At 49.3% G+C, this 22,647-nt stretch carries 30 protein-coding genes and 1 pseudogene; 22 read left to right on the top strand and 9 right to left on the bottom strand.

The features are described 5' to 3' along the window. Nucleotides 1-520: 520 nt before the first annotated feature. The 9 genes from J7392_RS01295 (at nucleotide 521) to J7392_RS01255 (ending at nucleotide 6,802) form a co-directional block, all read left to right on the top strand. A complete protein-coding gene (locus J7392_RS01295; protein WP_209215778.1) occupies nucleotides 521-790 on the top strand; it encodes a hypothetical protein in 270 nt (89 codons plus the stop codon). Nucleotides 791-844: 54 nt separating this feature from the next. Continuing rightward, nucleotides 845-1,114 (top strand): hypothetical protein, encoded by a 270-nt coding sequence (locus J7392_RS01290; RefSeq protein WP_209215777.1) that lies wholly within the window; start codon nucleotides 845-847, stop codon nucleotides 1,112-1,114. Nucleotides 1,115-2,063: 949 nt separating this feature from the next. Further along, nucleotides 2,064-2,561: a Hint domain-containing protein gene (locus J7392_RS01285; RefSeq protein ID WP_209215776.1), complete on the top strand. Its 498-nt coding sequence runs from the start codon at nucleotides 2,064-2,066 to the stop codon at nucleotides 2,559-2,561. A 79-nt stretch (nucleotides 2,562-2,640) separates the two neighbouring features. Beyond that, entirely contained in the window at nucleotides 2,641-2,814 is a 174-nt protein-coding gene (locus J7392_RS01280; protein ID WP_209215775.1) for a hypothetical protein, read from the top strand. Nucleotides 2,815-2,932: 118 nt separating this feature from the next. Continuing rightward, on the top strand, nucleotides 2,933-3,262 hold the full coding sequence (locus J7392_RS01275; protein ID WP_209215774.1) for a hypothetical protein: 330 nt from the start codon (nucleotides 2,933-2,935) through the stop codon (nucleotides 3,260-3,262). A gap of 211 nt (nucleotides 3,263-3,473) precedes the next feature. Continuing rightward, nucleotides 3,474-3,845: a hypothetical protein gene (locus tag J7392_RS01270; protein ID WP_209215773.1), complete on the top strand. Its 372-nt coding sequence runs from the start codon at nucleotides 3,474-3,476 to the stop codon at nucleotides 3,843-3,845. A gap of 23 nt (nucleotides 3,846-3,868) precedes the next feature. Then, entirely contained in the window at nucleotides 3,869-4,069 is a 201-nt protein-coding gene (locus J7392_RS01265; protein WP_209215772.1) for a hypothetical protein, read from the top strand. A gap of 249 nt (nucleotides 4,070-4,318) precedes the next feature. Further along, complete coding sequence (locus J7392_RS01260) at nucleotides 4,319-5,506, top strand: hypothetical protein (RefSeq protein ID WP_209215771.1); 1,188 nt, start codon at nucleotides 4,319-4,321, stop codon at nucleotides 5,504-5,506. A gap of 891 nt (nucleotides 5,507-6,397) precedes the next feature. Beyond that, the gene (locus J7392_RS01255) at nucleotides 6,398-6,802 is read left to right on the top strand and encodes a hypothetical protein (RefSeq protein ID WP_209215770.1); all 405 of its coding nucleotides are present in this window, start codon (nucleotides 6,398-6,400) and stop codon (nucleotides 6,800-6,802) included. A 52-nt stretch (nucleotides 6,803-6,854) separates the two neighbouring features. Here J7392_RS01255 and J7392_RS01250 read toward each other — a convergent pair. Then, nucleotides 6,855-7,322, bottom strand: a pseudogene (locus tag J7392_RS01250) (SCO family protein); the annotation flags it as partial. A 756-nt stretch (nucleotides 7,323-8,078) separates the two neighbouring features. Between J7392_RS01250 and J7392_RS01245 the strand changes: the two are divergent. Then, entirely contained in the window at nucleotides 8,079-8,918 is an 840-nt protein-coding gene (locus J7392_RS01245) for a M48 family metalloprotease (protein ID WP_209215769.1), read from the top strand. Nucleotides 8,919-8,993: 75 nt separating this feature from the next. On the opposite strand, the gene J7392_RS01240 is transcribed toward J7392_RS01245, so the two are convergent. Then, a complete protein-coding gene (locus tag J7392_RS01240; protein ID WP_209215768.1) occupies nucleotides 8,994-9,179 on the bottom strand; it encodes a hypothetical protein in 186 nt (61 codons plus the stop codon). A gap of 49 nt (nucleotides 9,180-9,228) precedes the next feature. Continuing rightward, a complete protein-coding gene (locus J7392_RS01235) occupies nucleotides 9,229-9,462 on the bottom strand; it encodes a hypothetical protein (RefSeq protein ID WP_209215767.1) in 234 nt (77 codons plus the stop codon). Nucleotides 9,463-9,626: 164 nt separating this feature from the next. Here J7392_RS01235 and J7392_RS01230 point away from each other — a divergent pair, with 164 nt between their 5' ends. Next, nucleotides 9,627-10,859 (top strand): RNA-guided endonuclease TnpB family protein, encoded by a 1,233-nt coding sequence (locus tag J7392_RS01230; RefSeq protein ID WP_209215766.1) that lies wholly within the window; start codon nucleotides 9,627-9,629, stop codon nucleotides 10,857-10,859. A 222-nt stretch (nucleotides 10,860-11,081) separates the two neighbouring features. Here the strand turns inward: J7392_RS01230 and J7392_RS01225 are convergent, their stop codons facing one another. Together J7392_RS01225 and J7392_RS01220 are read right to left on the bottom strand one after the other, a co-directional pair. Continuing rightward, the gene (locus J7392_RS01225; RefSeq protein ID WP_209215765.1) at nucleotides 11,082-11,228 is read right to left on the bottom strand and encodes a hypothetical protein; all 147 of its coding nucleotides are present in this window, start codon (nucleotides 11,226-11,228) and stop codon (nucleotides 11,082-11,084) included. Nucleotides 11,229-11,352: 124 nt separating this feature from the next. Continuing rightward, nucleotides 11,353-11,886, bottom strand: coding sequence for a YgjV family protein (locus tag J7392_RS01220; RefSeq protein ID WP_209215764.1), 534 nt, complete (start codon nucleotides 11,884-11,886; stop codon nucleotides 11,353-11,355). 982 nt (nucleotides 11,887-12,868) lie between these two features. Here J7392_RS01220 and J7392_RS01215 point away from each other — a divergent pair. The 5 genes from J7392_RS01215 (at nucleotide 12,869) to J7392_RS01195 (ending at nucleotide 15,210) form a co-directional block, all read left to right on the top strand. After that, complete coding sequence (locus tag J7392_RS01215; protein ID WP_209215763.1) at nucleotides 12,869-13,192, top strand: hypothetical protein; 324 nt, start codon at nucleotides 12,869-12,871, stop codon at nucleotides 13,190-13,192. Between the two features lie 90 nt (nucleotides 13,193-13,282). Next, nucleotides 13,283-13,603, top strand: coding sequence for a hypothetical protein (locus J7392_RS01210; protein WP_209215762.1), 321 nt, complete (start codon nucleotides 13,283-13,285; stop codon nucleotides 13,601-13,603). Between the two features lie 49 nt (nucleotides 13,604-13,652). Further along, nucleotides 13,653-14,462, top strand: a complete 810-nt coding sequence (locus J7392_RS01205; RefSeq protein ID WP_209215761.1) for a hypothetical protein — start codon at nucleotides 13,653-13,655, stop codon at nucleotides 14,460-14,462. Nucleotides 14,463-14,644: 182 nt separating this feature from the next. Beyond that, a complete protein-coding gene (locus J7392_RS01200; protein ID WP_209215760.1) occupies nucleotides 14,645-14,914 on the top strand; it encodes a hypothetical protein in 270 nt (89 codons plus the stop codon). Between the two features lie 2 nt (nucleotides 14,915-14,916). After that, nucleotides 14,917-15,210, top strand: a complete 294-nt coding sequence (locus tag J7392_RS01195) for a hypothetical protein (RefSeq protein ID WP_209215759.1) — start codon at nucleotides 14,917-14,919, stop codon at nucleotides 15,208-15,210. Nucleotides 15,211-15,243: 33 nt separating this feature from the next. Here J7392_RS01195 and J7392_RS01190 read toward each other — a convergent pair whose 3' ends face one another. Continuing rightward, nucleotides 15,244-15,474 carry a hypothetical protein gene (locus J7392_RS01190; RefSeq protein ID WP_209215758.1) on the bottom strand — a complete coding sequence of 77 codons (231 nt, stop codon included), beginning with the start codon at nucleotides 15,472-15,474 and terminating at the stop codon, nucleotides 15,244-15,246. After that, the gene (locus J7392_RS01185) at nucleotides 15,471-16,079 is read right to left on the bottom strand and encodes a hypothetical protein (RefSeq protein ID WP_209215757.1); all 609 of its coding nucleotides are present in this window, start codon (nucleotides 16,077-16,079) and stop codon (nucleotides 15,471-15,473) included. The genes J7392_RS01190 and J7392_RS01185 overlap by 4 nt, the downstream gene beginning before the upstream one ends. A 134-nt stretch (nucleotides 16,080-16,213) precedes the next feature. On the opposite strand from J7392_RS01185, the gene J7392_RS01180 reads away from it, so the two are divergent. The 4 genes from J7392_RS01180 to J7392_RS01165 all read left to right on the top strand — a co-directional run bounded on the left by J7392_RS01180 (nucleotide 16,214) and on the right by J7392_RS01165 (nucleotide 18,690). Continuing rightward, entirely contained in the window at nucleotides 16,214-16,450 is a 237-nt protein-coding gene (locus tag J7392_RS01180) for a hypothetical protein (protein ID WP_209215756.1), read from the top strand. A gap of 170 nt (nucleotides 16,451-16,620) precedes the next feature. Continuing rightward, on the top strand, nucleotides 16,621-16,824 hold the full coding sequence (locus tag J7392_RS01175; RefSeq protein WP_209215755.1) for a hypothetical protein: 204 nt from the start codon (nucleotides 16,621-16,623) through the stop codon (nucleotides 16,822-16,824). Between the two features lie 227 nt (nucleotides 16,825-17,051). After that, the gene (locus J7392_RS01170; protein ID WP_209215754.1) at nucleotides 17,052-17,891 is read left to right on the top strand and encodes a hypothetical protein; all 840 of its coding nucleotides are present in this window, start codon (nucleotides 17,052-17,054) and stop codon (nucleotides 17,889-17,891) included. 85 nt (nucleotides 17,892-17,976) lie between these two features. Continuing rightward, on the top strand, nucleotides 17,977-18,690 hold the full coding sequence (locus J7392_RS01165) for a hypothetical protein (RefSeq protein WP_209215753.1): 714 nt from the start codon (nucleotides 17,977-17,979) through the stop codon (nucleotides 18,688-18,690). 30 nt (nucleotides 18,691-18,720) lie between these two features. On the opposite strand, the gene J7392_RS01160 is transcribed toward J7392_RS01165, so the two are convergent. Together J7392_RS01160 and J7392_RS01155 are read right to left on the bottom strand one after the other, a co-directional pair. Further along, a complete protein-coding gene (locus tag J7392_RS01160; protein ID WP_209215752.1) occupies nucleotides 18,721-19,521 on the bottom strand; it encodes a hypothetical protein in 801 nt (266 codons plus the stop codon). A gap of 974 nt (nucleotides 19,522-20,495) precedes the next feature. Beyond that, nucleotides 20,496-20,690, bottom strand: coding sequence for a hypothetical protein (locus J7392_RS01155; RefSeq protein ID WP_209215751.1), 195 nt, complete (start codon nucleotides 20,688-20,690; stop codon nucleotides 20,496-20,498). Between the two features lie 460 nt (nucleotides 20,691-21,150). On the opposite strand from J7392_RS01155, the gene J7392_RS01150 reads away from it, so the two are divergent. Together J7392_RS01150 and J7392_RS01145 are read left to right on the top strand one after the other, a co-directional pair. After that, entirely contained in the window at nucleotides 21,151-21,918 is a 768-nt protein-coding gene (locus J7392_RS01150) for a class I SAM-dependent methyltransferase (RefSeq protein WP_209215750.1), read from the top strand. 24 nt (nucleotides 21,919-21,942) lie between these two features. Further along, nucleotides 21,943-22,632, top strand: coding sequence for a GNAT family N-acetyltransferase (locus J7392_RS01145; protein ID WP_209215749.1), 690 nt, complete (start codon nucleotides 21,943-21,945; stop codon nucleotides 22,630-22,632). Nucleotides 22,633-22,647 lie beyond the last annotated feature (15 nt).

Here is a 22,647-nt window from a genome sequence, read left to right as displayed (position 1 = left end):
AACTTGGCGCCCTTTTTTAGATTTCACCTTTTCCAGAATGAACGATAATTTAATAGATTAGTGCTAGCCTAACCTGGCTCAACATAAAGAAATAGGAGAGCGCAATGTTAAGGTTCTCCAGGAAGTCTTTGATCTACAAGTTTGCTATGATGTTCTCAAAAGAGCCGAGTATCAACAGCGGTTGCGTGCTTATAGGTCAACTACTTCTCAGTTCAATGTTTTCTATCGGCATAGCGATTTGCGTATTTCCATTTATCATACTTCTGGGCGGTCTTGGGTTCCATGCGTTCGACTACTTTTCCAGCGGATCTGACTACCTTTCCAAAGCAACGAGACTAGAACTCTTCCTCGTTGGCGCTGTTCTGTCAGCTCTTATCGCACTAATTATATGGAAAGCTCGGGAGTTACTGGTAAAAGCCTGTAATAGTATTGAAATCGAATAATCTGCCGCCTTTTGATAGGATTAGTTTAATATCTATTTGGTATGGTGCCATGGCATATAGATAAAAGGTAACTTATCATGAAGAATTATTTTCTCACCGCCATTGGTGCTTCCGTTCTCGTTATATCTGGGGTGGTAGCCTCAGAGGCAGGGGTATGGTCTGCTATCAAAGGTTCCACGCTTCCACCAAAAGAGCCCACAGCGGCTTACCGTGTTGAGGTTCCAGGCTACGACGTCCGGTTTTACGAGTTCCAAATGGAAGGTGATCCGGAAGTCACCTGCATCATAGGGTTTGCTGAAAGCGGTCCCACAGGCACCTTTTGCTCGAAAAAAGACATAGACGAGTAATGTGTGCCCCTCCCCTCAGGGGCGGGGCTTAGGATGGTGGTAAAGGAGTTGATTATGGAGTTTTTATCGGAATCCTGCCTCTCTCAGCTCAACGAGTTGGCGGACCGCAGGAAAGAAGTTCAAGATCAGAGACGTGCGGAACTCGCTTCCACCTTTCAGGAAATCGCGGATCACCGTAAAGCGGATTTGGCAAAATTGCAGGGTGATGAGGCCCTAGCTCGGTACGTAAGGGATCTATCAAATAATACGATCCAAAAGATGTATCTGGCGAGCGAAGACGGCTTCTGCTCAAAAAAAGACGAAGACAAGGAAGCCGAAGGGTAAAACAGGAGGTAACAATGAAGGTATCCAGAAACTCTTTGATCTATAGGTTTGCATGTTTTACTGCCGGAGGTGTGCCAATCGAAACTGACGGCGACCTTTTATGGCGCTGATTTTGTAGCCTGATAGCTTTCGGTATTATTGTTTTTACGGCGCTGGTTTCCATTTTTGCATGTGGCGCCGCTGGCATTAAGTAGGCGAATAAAGATCGAATAACCGTGTCGAGGACACAACTAAATTTTGCGTAATACATACCCATATTTTGTTTTTGCGTAATCTTTATCATATATATTCTCTAGAGCTACTATATTGAGGTTGTGGGAAAATGCAGGCTACTCAGACTACTCAGAAAAGACTATCTAAAGCTTCTCAATTATTTGCGATGTCTTCTATCGCTATGCTGATGTCGGGGTCGGCCGCCATGGCAATGTGCCCTCTTCTTGGTCTGGCCGAAGTTCCAGCGAACGCTGTTGTTATCAACATGGGCGGAAGTGGGAGCGCAACGATAACAACTAAATCGAACACTGGCCCTGGCTACCGGAATGAAGGCTTCCTGGTATACAATAGAACTGCAAAAGAAATGCAGTATTGTGATGGATCGGATTGGGTGGCGATGAAACCAGGTGCAGATGGTGCCAGCTCGAGTGGCAGAGCTTGCTTGAGTACTCCCTATTTAGAATGGACTGCTGCCTCGGGGCCTTGTCGTGGAGGCCCACAGGATTCCAATCATGGTGATGTGGTAACATTGACATCGGAGTTCAGGCCTAACTACCCATCTGGGGCATGTAATAGAGGAGCCTATGACCTGTATAGCGGTCAGGCCACATTCGAGTGCGTAGATGGTGAATGGGTTGAGCAGCCAGGTTCTACATGCTCACACTCGCAACATTACAAAAATTGGAACGAAGTGCAGTGCCGTGGCTCCTGCTTCACCGCAGATACGCTTGTGGCAATGGCGGATGGCACCTTCAAGCCGATTCACCAAGTTGTCGTGGGCGACGAACTAATGGGTATCGAAGGCACCGCAGTGGTGTGGGCTCTGGACCGGCCGAAGCTCTTCAAGGGTAAGGACCAGCGTATGATCAAGCTCAATGGTGGCAAAGAGTTCATGACCGATAACCACCCCGTCATGACCAAGGATGGCTGGAAAGCGGTATACCCAGAAATGGCTGAACGCGAGGACTATGACGCCCTTCAGGGTAAAGTTGGTCAACTTGAAGTTGGTGACGAAATCATTACTGCTGATGGCAGCATGCTTGTTGAGAGCATCGAAGTTCTTGAGCATGATGGGAACGAACGTCGTCTATATAACCTGCTAGTCTCTGGCGATAACGCATATTTTGCGAATAATATCTTGGCACACGGCGCCAAGATGGACGCGCAGGGCCGCTTCCCTCTGGCACGTGACCATGACGGCGAGCCTGAGCCGGTCGCCTCCGCAGCAGCCTAAGGGGCACATTACGAACGACTAAAGGGCCCCATCTTTTTATTGGGGCCCTTTTTAATGATATAGATATCCAAGGTGTAAAATGAGTGCCGATAATGAAAAGTATGTCGATATTGAAGTGGAGATCGACGATGATCTCTACGAGTTTGCCGAAAGAATGTCTCGGGAGCTAGGGTACGAGAAGGTGGAGGATTACCTGCGTGATTTGCTCGTTGATCATGTAGAGCGAGAGATGGGCAAAGATAAAAACGCATAACCAGACTTTGATCTCATAAATACAATAATAATTTATTGACAATGCATGTCTGTTGTTATTTTGTTGGCATACTAATTGATCCTGAAGGGTCACGTTCAGGTTGTATAGGAATGAATTTATGAGTTTTGAAATCGCAGGCCATAAAATCCCGGAGCAATGCGGTTTGACCGCCGCGTTTGGCGCGGACATGAATGCCTACCCACCTTTGGATGCTATGCCGGAAGAATATCAACGGGGCCGAGCGGATGGATGCAAGATCGCATCGTCTCTGTTCTATGGGGGCGGCAAGATGTCGGATTTCGGGCGCGTGGTTAAGGAGGGCGTAGACAACACCCAGTTCCTTCTCACACTCAGATCACTGCTTTCTTCCTTCGCTCCCAAGCATGAGCAGAAGATGGCCGCAGCCGGGTTGCTGATCGATACCTATACCGTGAAACTGAACTCGTAAAAGGAGGCAGCCATGATCGGATCATATGCACACGGTGGCAACGATGAGGATGCCATCAAGGAAGCTCAGAAGTCAGTGCTCGCCACAGGGCGTTGCAAGGACTGCAATTGCAAGAACGGATGGTCTGAGTGCCACCGGATCGGACCCATTGGCACAGAAGCATACAATCGCATTAGATGGCGTGAAAACCAGACTTAATTCAGGAGTTACTATGACCCACCACCCTATCCAGCCACTCGTTCTAGACGAGCAGGGCGTTCTGCGCTTCAAGAAGAACAAGATTGTTGAATTTCTTCTGGATAACGGCGGTATCGACTTGAACCAGATCGGCAGGGGAGACTTCAGTCGCGAGGATCGCGAGCAGTTCGCGCAGCTTATCGGTTACTCCTATAGCGGCGCAGGTGACCTTGACTACACGTCGAGTGAGGTCCTCGATACCGCAATTAGCATGTATGAAAATTGCAAGTCGGAAGCAGAAGCCCGTGCCGAGGTCCTGCATAGCCAACTCGAGAATGCTAGGCGATCAATGCGTGGAGGGGTGGCCGAACTGTTTGGCATGCATCCCGACGATCTGCCCCAGTAAATAATAAGCTAACAGGAGTATTTATGGCAGAGATCAAATCAAAAGATGATGCATGTCCGGATGGCGGGACCTGTCACCATGGCTGCGCAGAAGGCAACTGTTTTCGCGTGGGATTCTGTGGCCCGCTCTCGAACGTGTTCCCTAACAATACATGGCCATCGGAGATGACCTTCGATCAGGATGCTCATGTTAAGCACCTAGAGAGCTTGGATGCTTCTCAATAAGTTCAATCGACTTAAACGGCAGCAGCCCACCAAGCACAAATACTGGTGCGGCTGCGACCGGAAGTTGGTCGGGAATAGTGGGAAGTGTCCGAACTGCGGCTCTGTCGAGAAGGGCGTTAAGCTGAAAAAAGGCGGGCCGATCCCGAAACAGCCTGGCTGAACCCATTCATTTGGGGTCATCGGCGGCAACATGATTGCTCGATGCAGGCGTTCAGATACATGTGCCCTAAAAGATTAGGATAAGAGACCATGGCCGAAGACAGTAGAACGCCGTTTGATGTGTTCACAGATGTAGAGATGGAGGAGATCGTCACTACATCTCTACAGGAGCTACGCCGGGCTGGTAGGCTTTCTCCCATAGTTAAATGGGGAGAATACAATATCGGATTCGTAGAAAGCTGGAACAAGTTCATCGACTGCGGTTTCGAGGGCATGGAAACCTATGAAGTAAGATTTTTCTGCAAAGATATTCATCGAGCATGCTTTCGCGAGGTGTTTGGCGAACAATTGAAGTTCTCCAAGGCAAACCCTGATCTCAATGATGAGGGACCAGAGGCGGTTGACTACTTGCGTGGGCGCTTGGCTGAGATGCTTGAAGCAGGTGACTTCACAAATCCTTACTTGGGGTTAGAGGTGGATAGCCCAGTAGCCGCTGGTAGAATTGTTGCTACCTTCCATAACTGGGAGCCTCGTCTTCATAAATTTCAGTTTGACGCCGAGAAGAACACGCATGTTTATGTTCCTCTTCCTCCGTTAGATGCGAGACCCATCACTCACATTGAGGTAGATCTCCCAACCGGTGAAATGCTGATCGCCGACTGGCTGCGCATCCCAGAGTTCACCGAGCTAACAAACCGTGACCGTACGTTTGCGATTAGCCATGCTCAGGAGCGGGTAAAGCGCACCATTGATGGCATCCAAAAATTCAACCTTCTTGAGGCCTATAGTGGATCGTCATCGTCTATCGTGCTGGATAACGGGAAGACCGGCAGGGAAAGCGATACTCTGCGGGTAGGCCGCATCTCTACCGATGATGAAACCGATGAACAGCTGAACCCAGATCTCGAAGAGGCAGGCAGTGTAGGTGGACCTGTGTGGAGTGTCACGATGATTGATCGCGCTGATCTTGTTGCTGTTCTCACCGGTGAGCTGGGCAGCCAGGAAGCGGCCGAGAAGAAGGTCACCGAGTTGATGACTGGTGGTAACATGTTTGATCGACCTGAGGTTATCAGCTTGCAGCCAGGACGATGGCATTATTATTTTTTGGATAACTCCATCAACTACGGAGTTAGGTCTCTGGAGCAGGTTACGGATGCCCTAGGCACGGGAATGGAGAGCGATGTAATGCTCTCACGCAGCCCTCTGGACCTTCCTGATGACCTTGTGTGGCATGTGGGTCCAGAAACGCCTGAAGTGGCTCCTACACCCTCTCTGTAGGGCCTGCTAACGTAAGTTCTGCAAGATAACATCAGCCCTGTTAGTATTCAGATCTTACGTTAATAAATCGAAGTAATCCCTTGTGAGAATATGGGTGTCGATGCAGGGTGCATCATATGGTCCACAAGGAACCCGGTTATGCGCAATCTCATATTTTTGGTCGGCATCTCTATCGTTGTAGGAGTTGGTCCTGTATCGGCTTTCGGCCGCGATGATGCGTGGCAGTCTGGGTTTGCGCAAGGAACCTGCGAGTCCACCATTACGAGTGGTGCGGGAAACCAGATCCTGGTCAGCTGTGATTGCGGAAGCCTCATACCGTCATCCATATATTTTGACATAGGCGGCAAATCCCCGGCCACAGACTCCATCTTTATGTCCTTTGATGGCGCCGCACCCCATCAGTTCTCACTATGGGATGGCTCGATCCCCAGTGATTGCAGGGCATGTGCAAACAACTTTGACGCCGCTCTCGAACTGATGAGGAAGCACAGCAAGGTCCACGTCATGCTTCCGACAGGGGAAGGGGCTACCTTCACTCTCAAAGGGTCATCAGAGGCTATAGGGGAGTGTGAGGCTGACTTCTGGAAATAGTCCCCAGAAGTCAGCCTTATCTCTTTGCATCCCCGCTATTGCGGGGGAGATATCAGGTTACCTACCCGATTGGATTAAACCTTGGTTCATCCCCGCTATTGCGGGGGTGCTGCGGTCGTTTTACCAGCTCCGCCATTGAACGGTCCATCCCCACACAGATGGGGCGTAGACTTTAATAATATAGGAAGGTTAACGCACGATTAACGAATAGCACTGTAGGCCGTATCAGAACCATGTTCTGATTGCTTGATGGAGGGAGAATTGGTACCAAGCATGTATTATTTTATAGGATTTCAAAAAATGAATGATGAGTTGAGTGCAAACAAAATTATCGAGCAGGCCAAAGAGATCAAAGCATTGTCGGATAAGTATAGCAGTAAGATGGTCAAGCTGATTGAGATCGCTGACGCGGAAGCTGACAACGCGAATTCAAAAGACGGTGGCGATGCCCATGCCGTATTAGCCATGCATCTTGATGGATTGGTCGCGAGGTTCGCAAAGGCTAATGCGCCAATGAAGACCTTCAGCGATAATTTCGTCGAGCAACCTGAGAGGCTAAAATATATGGATGCCCGCGAGTTGGCTAATTTATCCGATACGCTTACTGTCGTGCATGAGGAAATCCAAGGGATCTCGGTGATCGCTGACATGCTGGAGAACGACTTCTTGGTCTTCACAGAAGACAACCAAAAACCATCCGCGTGATGGTAACACCTGCTCTCAACAGCTAAGGTGAGAGCAGGTGTCGCTTTTTTCGTTATCGATCCTCAATGAGGCAAGAAACCTTCTCTGCGACTTCTTCAGGTGAGGCATCCCTGCGAAAGAACTCTGCAACACCTTCGCCTGGGACGACGAGATAGGTGAACGTAGAGTGATCAACTAGGTATTCGCCGCTGGTTGGTGGGTGAGCTTTATAATACGTCCGAAACGACTTAGATGCTGCGCTGATTTGTGCAGACGACCCGGTTAGTCCAATCATCTTGGGATGCATAGAAGAAGCAAAGTCTTGCACCACTTCAGGTGTGTCTCGTTTTGGGTCCACTGTGATGAATACCGGGGTTACAGACTGCCCCTGCATTTCAAGGATCTCCACTGCATGCGCATTGCGGTCGACATCAAGCGGGCAGACATCCGGACAAGACGTGTATCCGAAGTAAACCAGAGACGGCTCCGTAAAGACATCTGCATCACTCACCAAGTCACCATCTCCGTTTAAGAGCTCGAACGAGGTGTCAAAATCTCCCATATACTGGGTTGCTTCACAGGTCTTCTTGGGGGCGGCGTTAGTGTCACTGCTAGATAGGGAAAGCCCACCTGTCATAATTTCGTAGAGTGTCATCACGAGGTTCTTGGGTAACTCATCTAGGGATGTGCAGGTTGCCTGGAAAGGTCCGTGTTTGGTGGACCAGTGATAGATCCATTCGCCTTCGATCCGGGATAGGAACGCAACCCCATAGTCATTTACGAACTTGTATCCGTTGTGAACACCAGAGGTGTCGACGGTCTTCTCGATGATGGGTTTGCTATCCTCCTTTCGAGGGCGGGGCGAAATAAGGGTCAGTTCCCCGTCGATCTCTGCCAGTACAAGCTGCATCGAACCGCCGTCATCGCCCTTGCAGCTATATCCGATGATCGTATTAGCTAGCTCCTCATGTGGTTGAGAAAAGGCAAGAGTAGGGGCTATAAAGATTACAAGAGTAGATAAAAACGTCTTCATAATTTTCCTGTGGTGATCCTAAAACTATAGGAAGTTTATAGGAATGCTCATTCATTGCAATCCGAGTCTATTTGACCTCTTCAGTATGAGAGACGCCTGAGTGCAGAAAGATTGCAAGTCCAGATAACTTAGGCCAGCGCATGGCAGAAATGTCACCTAATACAATGGAAGGGGTCTCTGGGTTCTCAGGAGCCAATTAGTATTTGACAGAGGTATCGTTAAAGTTGAGGTTGCCGGTATTAAACCATACCGACAGGAGAATTCATGAGAACCCTTTTCAAAACGGCTATCGGAGTGCTGATGCTGAGCGGTTTGACCGCTTGCGGCACAACCTTTCAGCTTCCCGAGCTAGGTGAATTGCAAACCCAGCAGGCGACAAAGATGTTCGCTGAGGCGCGTGCAGAAAGCCCACGTCGGGCCCTGAGCAATGCAGCTGCCGAACAGCGCTTCCGTCGGGTATCCGGACGGGTAGCCTCAGTGGGCAAGAAATACTGCGAAGTCACCACCGCCGATAAGAAAGACTTTAACTGTAATGTGAATATCGACATCGACCGGAAGATGAACAACCGGAATGCCTATTTCACGTATGAGAACGATCAGCCGATCATCCGGATTACCATGCCCATGCTTCGGGACACCGCCAGCGATGATGAGGTTGCCTTTATTCTCAGCCATGAGTATGGGCACCTGATTGGCCGCCACATCGAGAAGCAGCAACAGCAGGCAATGGCAGGCGCTCTCATCCTGGGTGCGATGGGGGCGGCCGCCAACACATATTCGATCAACAATGGTGGCTACTATGATCCCACACTTGTGGATACCAGCATGCGCGCCGGTGCTGCTATCGGAGGTCGGGCCTATTCGCAAACCTACGAGCTTGAGTCTGACACCCTAGGGACACGTATCACGGCCGCCGCAGGGTATGATCCCATTGAGGGCGCCAAGTTCTTTGCGCGGCCTGAGAAAGCGAAATCGTCAACCGGCAACCTGTCTTTCTGGGGAACTCACCCGCCAGACGAGAAGCGGCTTGCAACTGTCCTCGCAACTATGGAAGAAATCAAAGGTAAGGTTGGCTTAAGGCTGGCTAAGAAAACCTCGGAGTGAATCCAAGACGCTCCAACTGAAGAGTCCGCTGCCAATCAAAGCAGCGGACCCTTTTTACATGGAACTGAAGGTGCTTTAGATGAAAAAGTGTACGGTGTACCCCAGAACGATTTCCAGCGCCTTAACGACGGCAAACAGGCCAGACACGAACACTGCTAAGAAGAGCGCCGATGTAAGGTTCCAATATCGACCAAAGCGGAGGTCGACACGAGGAGGGGTCTGCTTTGCCTCTTTCAGAGCCAGCACCTTCCAGTAGGTCATGAAGAGTGCAAGAAGCACGCAGAAGATTAGGATTTCCAACATGCTGGGTTCAGGCTCCAGCAACGGAGTTGTTTTCTACCAGAACCGTGCCATCCTCATGAGCGACTTCCTGGATATCAAACCCATCCATGAAGTCAGCCACACAGCCAGGATCAGCGCCCAGCATTTGAGCCAGGTTCTCTGCTACGATCTCTTTTGTAATTGGCATGTTTTTATTTAGACCAAGCGTGATGCTGGCAGAAAGACGGGCCATCACTCGTACTTCAGTGCTATCAATAGTCACTATTTAATTCCCCAATAATACATTTCTAATGCGCTCTATCTATCAGACCTGCCGCCAGTACACCATCCTAGAGGCGTAGCCTCAGGGTGGTGGTGTAGGCGGTTTCAGAAATCCTTCAAATTATATTCTTGAGTTTTCCGATAATATTGGTAATATTAATCCTTATGGATCGTAGACGAGTAACGTATAAGATTTACCCAAGCAAAGCTCAGGCTGATCGCCTGGAATGGCTCATGGGTAAGCATTGCGATCTCTACAATGCTGCGCTTCAGGAAAGAATTGAAGCTTACCAAAAGAATGGTTTGTCGATCATTTTCAATGATCAAGCGAAATCATTGACTGAAATTAGAGCAGATGATCCTGAGTATCGGTCGATCAATGCTCAATCCTTGCAAAGCACATTGCGCCGACTGGATGATGCTTTTAAGCACTTCTTCCGACGTGTAAAAAGCGGAACTGGCAAAGCTGGTTTCCCGCGATTCAAATCTAAACAGCGATACGGAGGCTGGACCTATCCAACCCATGGTGATGGGTGGAGGTTTGAGCCAGGTACAAACTGGAAGCACGGAAAAATCCGCTTCTCAGGTGTAGGACATATAGGTGTACGGGGCGAAGCCCGTACACCAGGAAAGATCAAATCATGCACAGTCATGCGCAAGTCGGACGGGTGGTATGTTTCCATCGTTATGGAATGCGAAGCGCATCGAGAAGTGGCTGAAGATGCTCGTACCGCAATCGGCTTAGATTGGGGTGTGGAAACATATGCTACACTGGCCTGGGGTATTGAAAGTGGCGAGGCGCAAGAAGTTAAGAACGAGCGTCTCTGGCAGCAAGCCAGCGAAGACCTCAGAGACTCGCAGCGCCACCTTTCGAAGGCCTTAAGAGGTAAAAGATCCAAGCGATCCCAACGTTACAAGCGCATCTTAGCGAAGCGCTACAGGAAGCTTGCCAATCGTCGTAAGAACCACATTCATCAGCTGACATCGCAGCTGGTGAAGCACAACAGAATGATCGTGACAGAAGCACTGACTGTCTCGAATATGACCCGTTCTGCCAAAGGTACAGCTGAAAAGCATGGTAAGAACGTCGCGCAGAAGGCTGGTTTAAATCGAGAAATTCTCGACACATCACCATCCGCCTTTTTGAAAGCACTCACATACAAAGCGGAAGAAGCTGGTTGTGAGTTAATTATGGCGCCCACACGATCCTTGAAGCCCTCACAACGCTGTCCTGTTTCGGGCGCGACAGTGAAAAAGAGGCTTCAGGATCGGTCGCATGAGCTGCCAGATGGCAGCGTAATCTCAAGAGATCACGCTGCTGCTGCAACCATGCTCAGATGGGGCTTGGAGCAGCAGGGTAAGCCTGTTTCTTGGTTGGGAACCGACCACGGGGCGTAAGTCCCGGAAACTCCATCCTGAACCGTCAGGTTAGGGTGGAGTAGTTCATTGAATTATACATGTACGTATTTCAGATTGCCATACAAAATATAGAACGTAATCTAACCCGACCTGCCAGAACAACTGGGGGGAAATCTGACAGGTCGGGAAGGCCGGGCATCAAAATTATCCCGGCAGCGCTTCCGTAGGGTGGGAGGGTTAGTACGGAAGCGCTGTCGCAGGTCACAGATAGTAAAAAATCTGCTCCTTAAGCTCTCGATACGTTAGGTGATTTGGGCTTTCGGGATGTTTCTCAAGAAAACGCTCACCCTTATCTAGGATGCCGTCGCGGTCCAATCTCTTGATCAGTTCACTGTGACTTCGCTTCATAATATCTTCCTCGCAGTTACTAACGTTGACTCTACCCGAAGTCCTCACTCACGCTTGTTATTTGGGTACAACACTAGGTGTCTGAGATGGTTCCATGCCTGGTGTCTAGGTGGCAGAAAGATGCTCAGATGGTATCCAGGGCGTCGTTATATGCCTGTCTTTCCTTCTGAAGCTTCCACAATCGGTACGTTAGAACCCCTAAGCCTAGGGCGTTGTTTGTGATCGCAAAATTACTTCCTATTACGAAGCCATTGATGAGCCACATCAGTTCCCCGGCCGCCACGAAGAGGGTGAGCGCGATACCAGAAAAGCGAACCACGCCGGTGTTGATGAAGAAACCACCCAAGACAGGTAGGAGGGCTGCCCCAGATACGAGACCTGCCATGGCACTGAGGATGGTTGCTGGGATCACCAGGAGGTTCGCTACCCATAGCTTAAGGGCCCACTCCTCACGGTCAAACAGAGAGCTTCCGATCATAAAGATGGCCAGCACCACCATCGCGAAAGATGACCAGGCGCCCAAGGTCGCCATATGAAGGGCCCAAAACAAGCAGGCTGTGAAGTTCACGATCCGCAAGGTTTGGTCAGCCTTAAAGGCATAACTTGAGGTGGTCAGCGTAAGCGCTAGTAGCCCTGTGATATGAGAGATGGTTTCCATAAATATATTATCAGTCAGCAAGGTTTAATTGGGGTGTCGATCCAATTTATTCATGCTTTTTTTAGAAAAAATCTTATATATGCGGTATATATCATAGAGTGTGACGAGTTATCAATGGTTCGTCGCGACGTAGAATATTTGGGTTGCCGAACCGGACAAAGGATAATATCAATATGAATCTAAAGAAATCGATTATTTTAGCATTTGCAATAGGCGCCTTGTCAGCGACTTCCGCGCAGGCGCTCTGTCCGGCGCTAAGTGCATCAGAACTACCGCAGGATTTCGTAGTTCTGAGCCTAAAAGGTGGAAACACCACACTGGCGAAGCCCGCGACAATGGGATCAACCTATCGCTACGAAGGCATGTTGCTATACAATAACACAGCGAAGGAAGTCCAGGTTTGCGATGGCACCGATTGGGTGACTGTAACTGGTGGTGGAGGAGGTGGAGCAGGAGGTGGTTCGGATTGCGTTGCAGAGCCCGTCCGCTGGTCGCAAGATGGTCATCAATGCTCTGCGAATGCAATTAACGCGACCGATGGAGATGTAATTTCAGTTAGTGATCCGGGGGTGACAAGCCCGGCACTCTGCGATCCACAGATGTATCTAACGCAATCCGGCAGTGCCAATTTTATATGCGAGGGCGGAAGATGGAGGGTTACCGGATCTGCGACTTGCAATGGGATATGGAAAAGGTCTCCTCCCCCCGGCGGTGGCTGTCGGTGATCCTGATCTGGGGCTGACGACATGGTTCTTCAAATGAAGGGCAGGATTAAAATGTTAATGAATATTTTCTTTGACGATATACCCTTGCGATGACGGGTATATCTAGCATTGAAACTTCCGATATGTCTAAACGATATTATAAACTCTGAAGAATAAGCATTAATATGATAGTTCCCGTCTCTCCAAGGCTTATTAGGCTTCGTCTCTGTAATCCACTGCGCAGTTCTCCCTGGCAGTGCGAACCGGTAACTGTTGCCATGGTTCAGACCTGCCTGCGAGAGGGTGCTTTAAGGTCTGCTCCTTGCTCAGTAGATGATGATGCCTGGATACATGCCCAGCGTATCGCACACTTGGTGGTGTCTGGTTGGGAAGATCACATTGCGATTGATGTGGGTGTCCCGTCGATGGGCTCAACGCCTTCGTGGCCGGTAGAGGATGGCAATCACCGTCTCTTTGCCAGTTTTCTGAGGCGAGACCGTGAAATCATCGCGGAGATCGGTGGCGATATCGACTACGCAATTGAGCTGCTGGAGATCAGTCCTGAGGTCGCTGAGAATTCTTTGGCAACCTATGGGTGGTAATGCCAATTGGAATGATATTGCCTATACAGGCATAACCGCTATCGTTCTTTAGTGATGTATCTGATCCAATGACGAAAATATGAGGTTTCGATGACCGACATTCCCGATAACCTAATCGACGGCCAAGCCCGGGCGGCCCTGCATCCAGAGACGTTCGAGATCCCCAGTTTACGAGAGATCAGTGAGATCAAAGCTGGAGATCATGTAAAAATCGGTTTGCTGCACGACGATGATAGCGGAGAGCGGTTCTGGGTGAAGATCTCTCGCACCCCTGGGACCGGAGATGACACCGTGTTTGAAGCTGTGATTGATCAGGATCTCGCCAGCTTCCCTGAATATCCTGATCAATCTTCGATAAGGTTTAGATGTCGTCATATTCTTGGGATTATGCCCGCGACGTTCAAGAACTAGAAACCTTGATGTGGGATGATCGTTTACTAGTAACTCGAAAGGAAATCTCATGGGCGTCGCAGGTACAGTCTTCTCAATCGTAATGATTGGTCACTCTCTCTTTGGGCATGATGGCCCTGACATGCTGGAAGGCGCCTTGCAGGCCGGTATCGGCAAGGGGGTTGTCGACGAGCAGATCATCAATGGCTCTCCTTTAGCCTATAACTGGGACCACGCAGCCAGTGCTGAGGGCATCAACGCACGCCAGGTGCTCCCACAGGGTAAGACCACACACGTGATCATGACCGAGGCTGTGCCCTTGCGAAATCACACTCAGTGGTCGGATACGTCCGGGAACATCAAGAAGTTCGCCGATCTTGCAGCTTCAGGTAACCGAAACACCAAGGTCTATGTGCAGGAAACCTGGCACAGTCTGAAGAGCGGCACCGGGGCGAAGGTAGAATATGATGATAACGGTCATATTCCGTGGCGGACCCGTCTGGACCAGGATCTTGCTGTCTGGGAGAAAGCTGTTCAGAGCGCCGCCGCCTCGAGCCGGGCTAAAAGCATTCAGCTGATCCCAGCCGGGCAGGGGATGGCTAGACTTCACGATGAGATCGCGCGCGGTCGTGTGCCGGGGCTATCCAACATCTCGGGCGTGTTTGCAGATGACATTCACCTCAATGATTATGGCCACTACTTCGTCACGATGATCCAGTATGCCACAATCACCGGACGTCATCCCAATGGCCTGCCCACACAGTTTCATAATAACTGGGGGAAGTCATTCAAGGCACCCAGCCCAAAGTTGGCGGCCGCTATGCAAAGGATCGCCGGGGATACCGTCACATCATATTTTGGAACGCGGCTTACACAATAGGTCAACATCCACCAGCCTAAATTACTCATTTCAATATAATTGCGCCCGAAGTAAATTAAGCTCTCGGGCGCTTCTCATTTTTGCTAATTGCATATATTCAATAGTGGATAGATTGACATATTCCAGTAATAGAGATACCTAAATTTCACTGCCCGTTACCCAATTAAATATAAGGAAAGCAAATGAGTGACAAGCGTTTGAAAGATCGACTTCGCGAGGCGAAGGGAGCAAATAGTGGCCTATGTCGTGAAGCGGAAGATCAAATTCGGAGCTTGGAGCAAATCCTGATCGACATTGAAACTCATTTGATGTTTCCGGGCTCTCCTCAACATAGCTTGAAGGAACCAATGCTAAAAACGGTTCAGCGTGGACTGTATTCACCTGAAGCTTTCGCGGGTTTCTACCCTGAAGAGGGAGATGATGAGACACAAGAAAACGGGATGAAACCTTAATTATGTCGATTTACAAAGTTAAGCTTACCTATGATAGCCCTAATGCCATCGGATATGATGATGATGTAACATTGACTGTAGGCGGTGATCTGGAGGATCTCCAGAGCGCTGTGGTGGACTTCTATAGTCAGTTGGGCATCCTGGAACACCAACGGTGCGCGAGCCAAGATATCGAAATAGACGGGAAGCCTGCTGACCTTAAAATTGGTTTGGATTGCTCAATCAAAGATTCCTTAGACGGCAGGGTCATCCTCCCGGCTCCTGAGAAGCCGAGCGCAGGTCCTAGTTTCCCTTAAAATAAGGTTGCGGGTGCAGGTGGACCCGCTTCACTATGTGTTCTTCAACCTGATGTTAGTCGCGGTCGCTTTGTAGCTTTCTAGGCTCGTGATGTAAAAACCGATTTGCTCGCCAACGTCCCCTGCGATGCTGTATTCGTATGAAACAATGACTTCTGAGCCCTCCACTTTGGCGATGGCATCCGGAGATCTATGTTTGAGATGCAGCCGGAGGTGTTCGGACGAGCTTGGGGTGCCCATCTGAACCGTGGTCTTGATCATCATGCGGCCTCTTCCTTATATTCTTCCGGAGCTGCGACCTTAATGGAAGCAGGATCCAGAACACCGTCGACCAGATTGGCTGTCAGAGTGACGGTTTGGCCGAATGCTTCAACTGTTTCAGTGACCTCTTTCGTCTCTTTTGGGGCGTACTTAGTGAAATATTCGCTCTCGGAAATCAGCCTAATGTAGCTACCACTATTGTGAAGGGCATCAGGGGCGTAGGCTGAAGTCGCGTCGTAGCGGTAATAGCATGCAGGAAGGACGCCCTCGAGATCTAAATTCTCCACCAGCATTTCGACGTTATCCGATGTTGTCATCTTCTCCAGAAATTCTTCTGGAGATTTGTCAGTGGTATGGAAATATAAATAAGGATCGAACTTTTCCCTATGCTTTCCAATAAACTCCTGAGCCTGCCACGGACATAGGCAATACCCCATACCCGTTTCTCTCGGTACGCTAATCTCACTTAGAAAGTTCATCCAGAATTGGTCATCGTCGGAGAGGTCATAGCATTCTGACGAAGCTAGCTCAGTAAGGGTTTCCTTGAAGTCAGCATGCGCTTCTGGATTCTGTACCCATCCCACATAGAGAACATGAAACTTTGCCATCGGGACTTCTCCTTATTATTCAATTGAATTCTATATGAAGGAAGTTAATTGTCAATGTACTGGCACTCCTAAGCATGATTTAAACTTGATGTAATCTTACTTAGATATGGTCGGCTAACAGTAATGGTGGAAATATGAACCAACGTGAACTTCAAATCTGGAATGATGCCGTAGCTGCCTGCAAAAAGGCAGCATGGGATGAAGTACAGGCGATGGAGGCTGAGGCGTCCTATGGTATGCCATCACCAGCTCGAGCTATCGTTCGCGAGATCGGCAACCTTCATAAAAGCGGAGATGACCGACAGAAGGTCCCAGGGTTCTCGATTGATGCTTCGAACTTCCCCTCAGTTGCAACAGAAGGTGACACATGATCGGGTTTGTTCGTCGCCTTCTAGGTAAAAGCTGCCATACTGCTTATAAGGAATCCAAAAGTCCTGATGTCACCCAAGACCTGGTGAGATGCAGGGCCTGTGAAACATGGTATAGAGCGCGTCCTCGCATTAAGCGGCAGGCGCTAATGGATATGGTGGAGTAATGAAATATGGACGAAGATAACATCGTAGACGCCTTGGTGGCCGCCTATCACAATGCCGGAAAGGCTCCTCTCAGTTCGGATGATATGCGGCTTGGACATAGAGATGGTGTCCGAGATGTTGCTGTTCGGCTCGGAGTGTACAGTGTCTTTTGCGATAAGCTCGAAGCCTCAGCTGAGCAGTTAGAGGAACCTAAAGCCGGTCCTTTTTGATGCTACGATGGCGTTAATGCCAATTAAGCATAAAGTGTGCTATATATAAAAATGAGAATTACGATAACGGAGTTATTCAATGATGATTGATATCAAAACCAGTGCGTTCAAGTTGTCCGAAGGCGCAAGAGATTAAAGGCGCATAAGAAGCATTTATAATGCGCGCTTATATGGACAGTAATAATCCTTGATGATATGTTTGGGTATGCCATTTATGGGGTGCCTGTATGCAAATCGCAGAAAATAAGATGGGTGATTTCAGTGTCTACCCTACCACGGATGATCTGCCCCCTTATCTACAGAGATATGTGAGCTACGATTCAGCCTGTAAGATGTTTTTCTTCAGGCATCCGCTGATGGTAACAATGCTCCCATTGGTTTCGCCACTGCCCATTGAGGAATTCCTTAAGGATAAAGCTAAGTGGGTCCGGTCTGCATTGATCGATGACAAAAACCCGCATCGGTATCTACATCGTCATGAACGTGCTTTCCGTAGCACAGCGTTCTTGCGCTTGCTCTCTGACGGATACTGGGATGATGCCCATACCAATTCAAAGCGAGCATGTGAGTTCTGGCAGTGTGCTGCATACGTCTGGGCTGACTGCGAGGAGGATGAAGGATCCGATATCTGGCAGGCTATTCTCGAGGCTGAGATCCCTCATCGGGAATTTATGACATCCTCTGCGGATCGCAGAGCCTTAAGGGAGATGGGAGACTACATCACCGTCTACCGGGGTGTGCAGGGATCAAACAGCGAGGAGGCCTTCGAGGAGGGCATTTTAGGCTATCAATGGACCCTGGACCGCAAGACAGCCGTTTTCTTCTCTCAGCGCTTTCTCAGAGCCCCTGACAGGGGTTTCATCCTCAAGACCCAGGTGCGCACATCTGAAGCGATTGCTTACCTAACTTCCCGTGGAGAGAGCGAGATCATTTTTTCTCCGGATAACCTATATCGGGATGATATCGAAATCACGCATGTGACAGAGATGGCTGCTGGTCGTGCGAAGATCGAGCGCAAAAGGATGTTTGCTGATAACCTAACTCAGGCATTGAACGTAAACTGCTAATATTCTGTTTCTGCGGCGACTTTTAGGTTTTATGCATAGTTACCTCCTAAGTCCTTATTAGGAATTGTTCTTAGGAGAAAATATTATGACGACTGAAAGCTATGCAAAGAAATCCCCAATGATGGCTTTGATGGATGGTGAGCCAACGAGCAGTACGATGGGGAGCCTTGCCATTGGTCTAACGACCTCGGTGGCCGGTGCTGCTTTGACCGCCTGGATGGCGAAGGGAATGATGGTAGCAAATGGTGCTGAATCTTGGTCGTCCGACCCAGGTATGGCAACGCTAGCAACCTCCCTGATGGCTGTTGCTACAATTGGCTCAGCCGTAACTGCGGCTATGGGGTCACAATGCGTGTTCACAATTGCCAAGAAGAAGTGGGCAGCAATTTCCGAGTGGGTTGAGGACCGTAACGAGCAACGCAAGTTTGACAAAGCTCAGCCGAAGTTTAACAAAGGCAATCAGGCTATTGTCAGCGGTAAGGACTTTGGTGGAGATACTGATAGCCAAGCCTATTTCGTCGGGACGATTGGGAAAGATAATTTCCGCCAGGTCACCAAAGAAGAAGCGATGGAGTTCAAGTCGAAGCACAAAGATAGCGGAAAGCTGATCGAAATCAGTGAAGGTGTTGCCGGAATGGTATCCATTAAAAATGACGCTGGATCCAAAGTTGTCCACTTGCATGACATCAACCAAAAGTTCCCTAAGGTCGCAAAGGCATATCGTTCTGCTTGTGATGAAGAGGTTAAAGCAGCTCGAGAGAGAATGAAAAGCAATGATAACTCTGGCTACCAGATGTAAGTAGCCTTTCTACGTTCGGTGAGCGATAAGCTATGGAGGGGGCGGGGCACATTCGGTGGTCTCGCCCTCTGGCTTTGTAGCCGCCAAAGCCGTGCGAGGGGACACATGTCTCTTTGGCAACTTATCGAAGCAGAAAGTATCGTTCTCATCCACCTCTAGGTGGTCTGCCAAGTGCTCCATCTTTTTGGCGGCCTTTTTCTGGAACCAGAATTTGTAGTCTCTTGCCATTTCGGTTCCATCCTTGGAGCGCGCGTAGAGAACTCTACAATTAATCAATCCCTGTTCTTCGAGCTGTGCCAGTCGATGTGTATGAGATGGATCTTCGAGACCCTCAATGCGCTTGGGTACGTTTCGTTGCAGAACTGGTGTCGTCAGGAGATCATATAGCTCTTTGTTCCTATTACTCGGCCGGTTGGAGCGGGCGCTAGCACTTCTGAACTCAGTCCCCGTTTTGAAAAGAACGCCAGATTTTACCAATCTTGGAATGTCAGATTCAATCCTGCGGACATCAATTTTCAAGCCATCAGCGATTTCCTTGCGATTGCGCCATTGGCCGTCCTTCATCAGCTTGAGGATCCGCCCATCGATATCCTTACGTCGCCTCAAGAGTCTGGACTGATTGCTGTCTTGAACGGCCTTTAGACCTGTACGATTCACTCTCAACCTAGGAGTGATAACCTCATGCTCAATATGATGTTGCAGCATCTTCCGCGTTTTGACGTGGCGGCCAAAGCGATCAAGAACATCATCAATCGTACGCTTTTCCTCATCCAAAAATGAGACCAGATCCATATTTAGTTCGAGTTTACGTGTCGGTTTTTTATCAGACATCTAACAAGCCCATATTACTGTTTTCAAATATATAATAGATGAATATGCTATCCAGGCATTTTTCTGGAAGACGAAGCCTGATTGACGTGGCGGGCTCTCAGTACTAGCCTCGTGCCGTATTGTTCAGCGCGGTGGTATTATGTCGGAGGTGTCTACGGCCGATCTTGTAGCGGCCAGAAAAATATTAAGGGACCTGGGTCTGGGAGCAGGTGAGGATGCCCGAAAGTTAAATGCTGTCTCCAATCTGCTCGATACAGAGGTGGCCAGACGCAGGCAGAAGGCCATTCAGGAGAGACTTGAGCAGAAGAGCATTGTGTCTTCCAGAATGCCCCCTCATGTCGTCCTGAGGCCTCTGAATAAATACGAGGTAGAGTAGGCCAGCCTGCATGCAAGGGAACATAGGCGACGCTCGCTGTCACGCGTACTATAAATCACACCATTAAAAGGCGCTGGTGCTCAGGGATGACATGTCATCGTGTGACCTGATCCATTCTCTCGTGGTGGCCTCTGCCTTGTAGCTGATAAGCGCGAGAGGGATGATGACTACGCAGATCACCGCAAAGAATATCGGTGGCCAAGCCATCGGAATATCACGTGTAAAAAAGATCAGGGCTATCACGATAAGTAAAATGATTGCTGTAATGTAAGGTAGGAAAAATAGGTCAAGCATGTCTCAAATCTCAGCTATAAAAGGGTTTTCATAACGGCGGCCCAAGCAGGCCGCCACGTGGCGCGTACTCTCTAAACTTGCATTCTTAATATCTGACGCACGCCTACCAGCCGACACTTCAATGAAGGCTGAGTTGTTCTAGGTCTTTGCTCGACGGACAATGTTGCGCTTAAAATAGGCGCGAGAACTGTCGTTGGTCTACGTTGTTGATCGTATGGGACGGCTACTTCATCAAAAATATGATTGTATGCCCTTGAAGATGAAGGTTCTGATTTTTCTCCTTTTTGGGTTTAAGTGCGCAGCGTCAAAGATCAGGCGATGACGCTCTTTTGGGGAAACTTGAGGTCGAGACAAGTCGTGTTGGATTTGCCGATGGTTCCGCATTGTCATTTTGATGTAAGGCCATGCCCAAAAAGTGGGCGACCAGCTCCAACTCAAGTCCATCGCTATGGCCTGAAACGCGCACCTTTGGATCACCACAGACCACGAAAACTTTCATCACAACTCCAAGATTATCGAGACTTTCGATTCGTCATTTTGTCGCAAAAGAATGGGGTCGTACTGGGGCAGATCAGTGAAATTTCACCCTGTACTATGAAGTTTTTGCCTCTCCGGTGTCACATTTTAGCCTCAGAAATGAGGTTGGCGCCGGTGTCAGTACAGCCTCTCTGAGTAGGGTGGCAGCCATTCCCGTTCTACAGTGCGCACCACAATTAGAGGCTGTATTCCGGTTGATGCATATATCGTGTGTGGCTTAGAGGTGGGGGCACTTCAAAGCACCCGGACGTTTGTGACGGCCCGGCGTCTATTTGAGCACTTGGCGAATTGCCGTACCAAAATATGAACAATGTGAGCGGATCGCCTTGTAGAATTAGCTCCGCATCGTAAACTGTTGTCAACATTGACCTTATGACCGGATGGCCGCCATCCTTAGTTAAGATTTCGGAGCTTCCTCACCAATGTCGTCATCCGCCTCCAAAAAAGAACCCTCTCCCAGGTCACCTGCCCACTTGGAAGCTGATCAGCCGGTCAGAGCCGATTGGAGCGCATATGCAGCAGCTTATGATCTACTCTCCGATCACAACCCTGAGTACCAGGCGCTCATGCAGGGCTTTGAAGACTTTGTAACGACGATAGAGCCCCCTAGTGTGATCTACGATATCGGGGGTGGTACGGGGAACTACACCCAAATTGCGGCTAAGGCATTTCCTGACAGCGAAATACGACTGATTGAACCGGACCCTGAGATGATCCGGGCCGCACAATCCAAGTTGTCGGCTCACAAAAATATCATTTACTACAACCTGGACCTTCAAGATGTCAGTGCAACAGGAGCTGCCGATCTCGTTATCTGCGTCCATGCACTCTATGCCATGCCAGATTCTGCGCGCCGTCTCCACGACCTACGTAGAATACTAAGACCGGGCGGATACCTATATCTTATCGATCTTGGCCGCCACATGGATGTAGCCGACTGGCGTAGCTACCTTTTCACTGAGTTGAAGAGGAAACACGGTCTGATAGGTGCGCTCAAGATTTTCTGGCAGGGTAGACAAGTCGCTAAGCAAAACAAGGCCATCTACGAGGCGCAAATGAAAGGCTCGTACTGGACGCATACCGAGGAAGAAATAGCATCAGCTGTTACTGCTGCGGAGTTCGATATTATCAGGCAAGAAGCCGTATATCGTGATCAGAGCGATCTCCTCGTATGTCGCGCTAAGGTGTAGAACACCATCGATAGGGGGGCACCCATGAATAGACAGGTTATCGAAGCACTTAACAACGTCCGCTATAAAGTTTGGACCGAGAAGCAGGATCTCGAGAAAATATACCACCTTCGGTATGCATGCTATCGAGCCGAGAACTCGATTGGACAAAACGAAAGCGAACTCATGACAGATCCCTTCGATGAGACCGAAAACTGCGTCCATGTAGGAATAGAGATGTCAGGTCGACTCTCGGCAGCAGTACGCCTTCATCTCATTTCAAAGGTTTCACACCCTTCTCCAACACTTGAGGTGTTTCCCGAAATACGGGAACGCGTTTCCTGCGGCCAGACCGTCCTCGATCCAACACGATTTGTCATCGATCCGGCCGCGCGCAAAAATCGTGTCCCGTTGCACTTCCTCACTTTGCGCATACCGTTCCTTGCAGCCATGTTTTATGATGTTGATTTGGCTCTTGCGCCTGTTCGGTCAGAACATACCGCTTTCTATCGGCGCTACCTAGGCTATGAGCAGGAAATGTCAGCTCGCAGCTATCCGGGTTTGGCTAAGCCAGTACACCTTCTCACAGCAAACTTCCGACAGCAGCGCGACGATGTGTTAACAAAAAATCCGGTCTTTGGTCCCTTGGATGACTTCCCTGAGGCTAACATTCCCTTCCCAGAGCTCACCGGCATTTATGAAACTTCCAAATACCCTAGATTCAGGGTAGCATGAAATCATGCCTAGGGT

The organism is Sulfitobacter sp. R18_1 (assembly GCF_017743915.1).
GTDB lineage: Bacteria > Pseudomonadota > Alphaproteobacteria > Rhodobacterales > Rhodobacteraceae > Sulfitobacter > Sulfitobacter faviae.
This window is presented reverse-complemented; position numbering and strand designations above follow the sequence as displayed.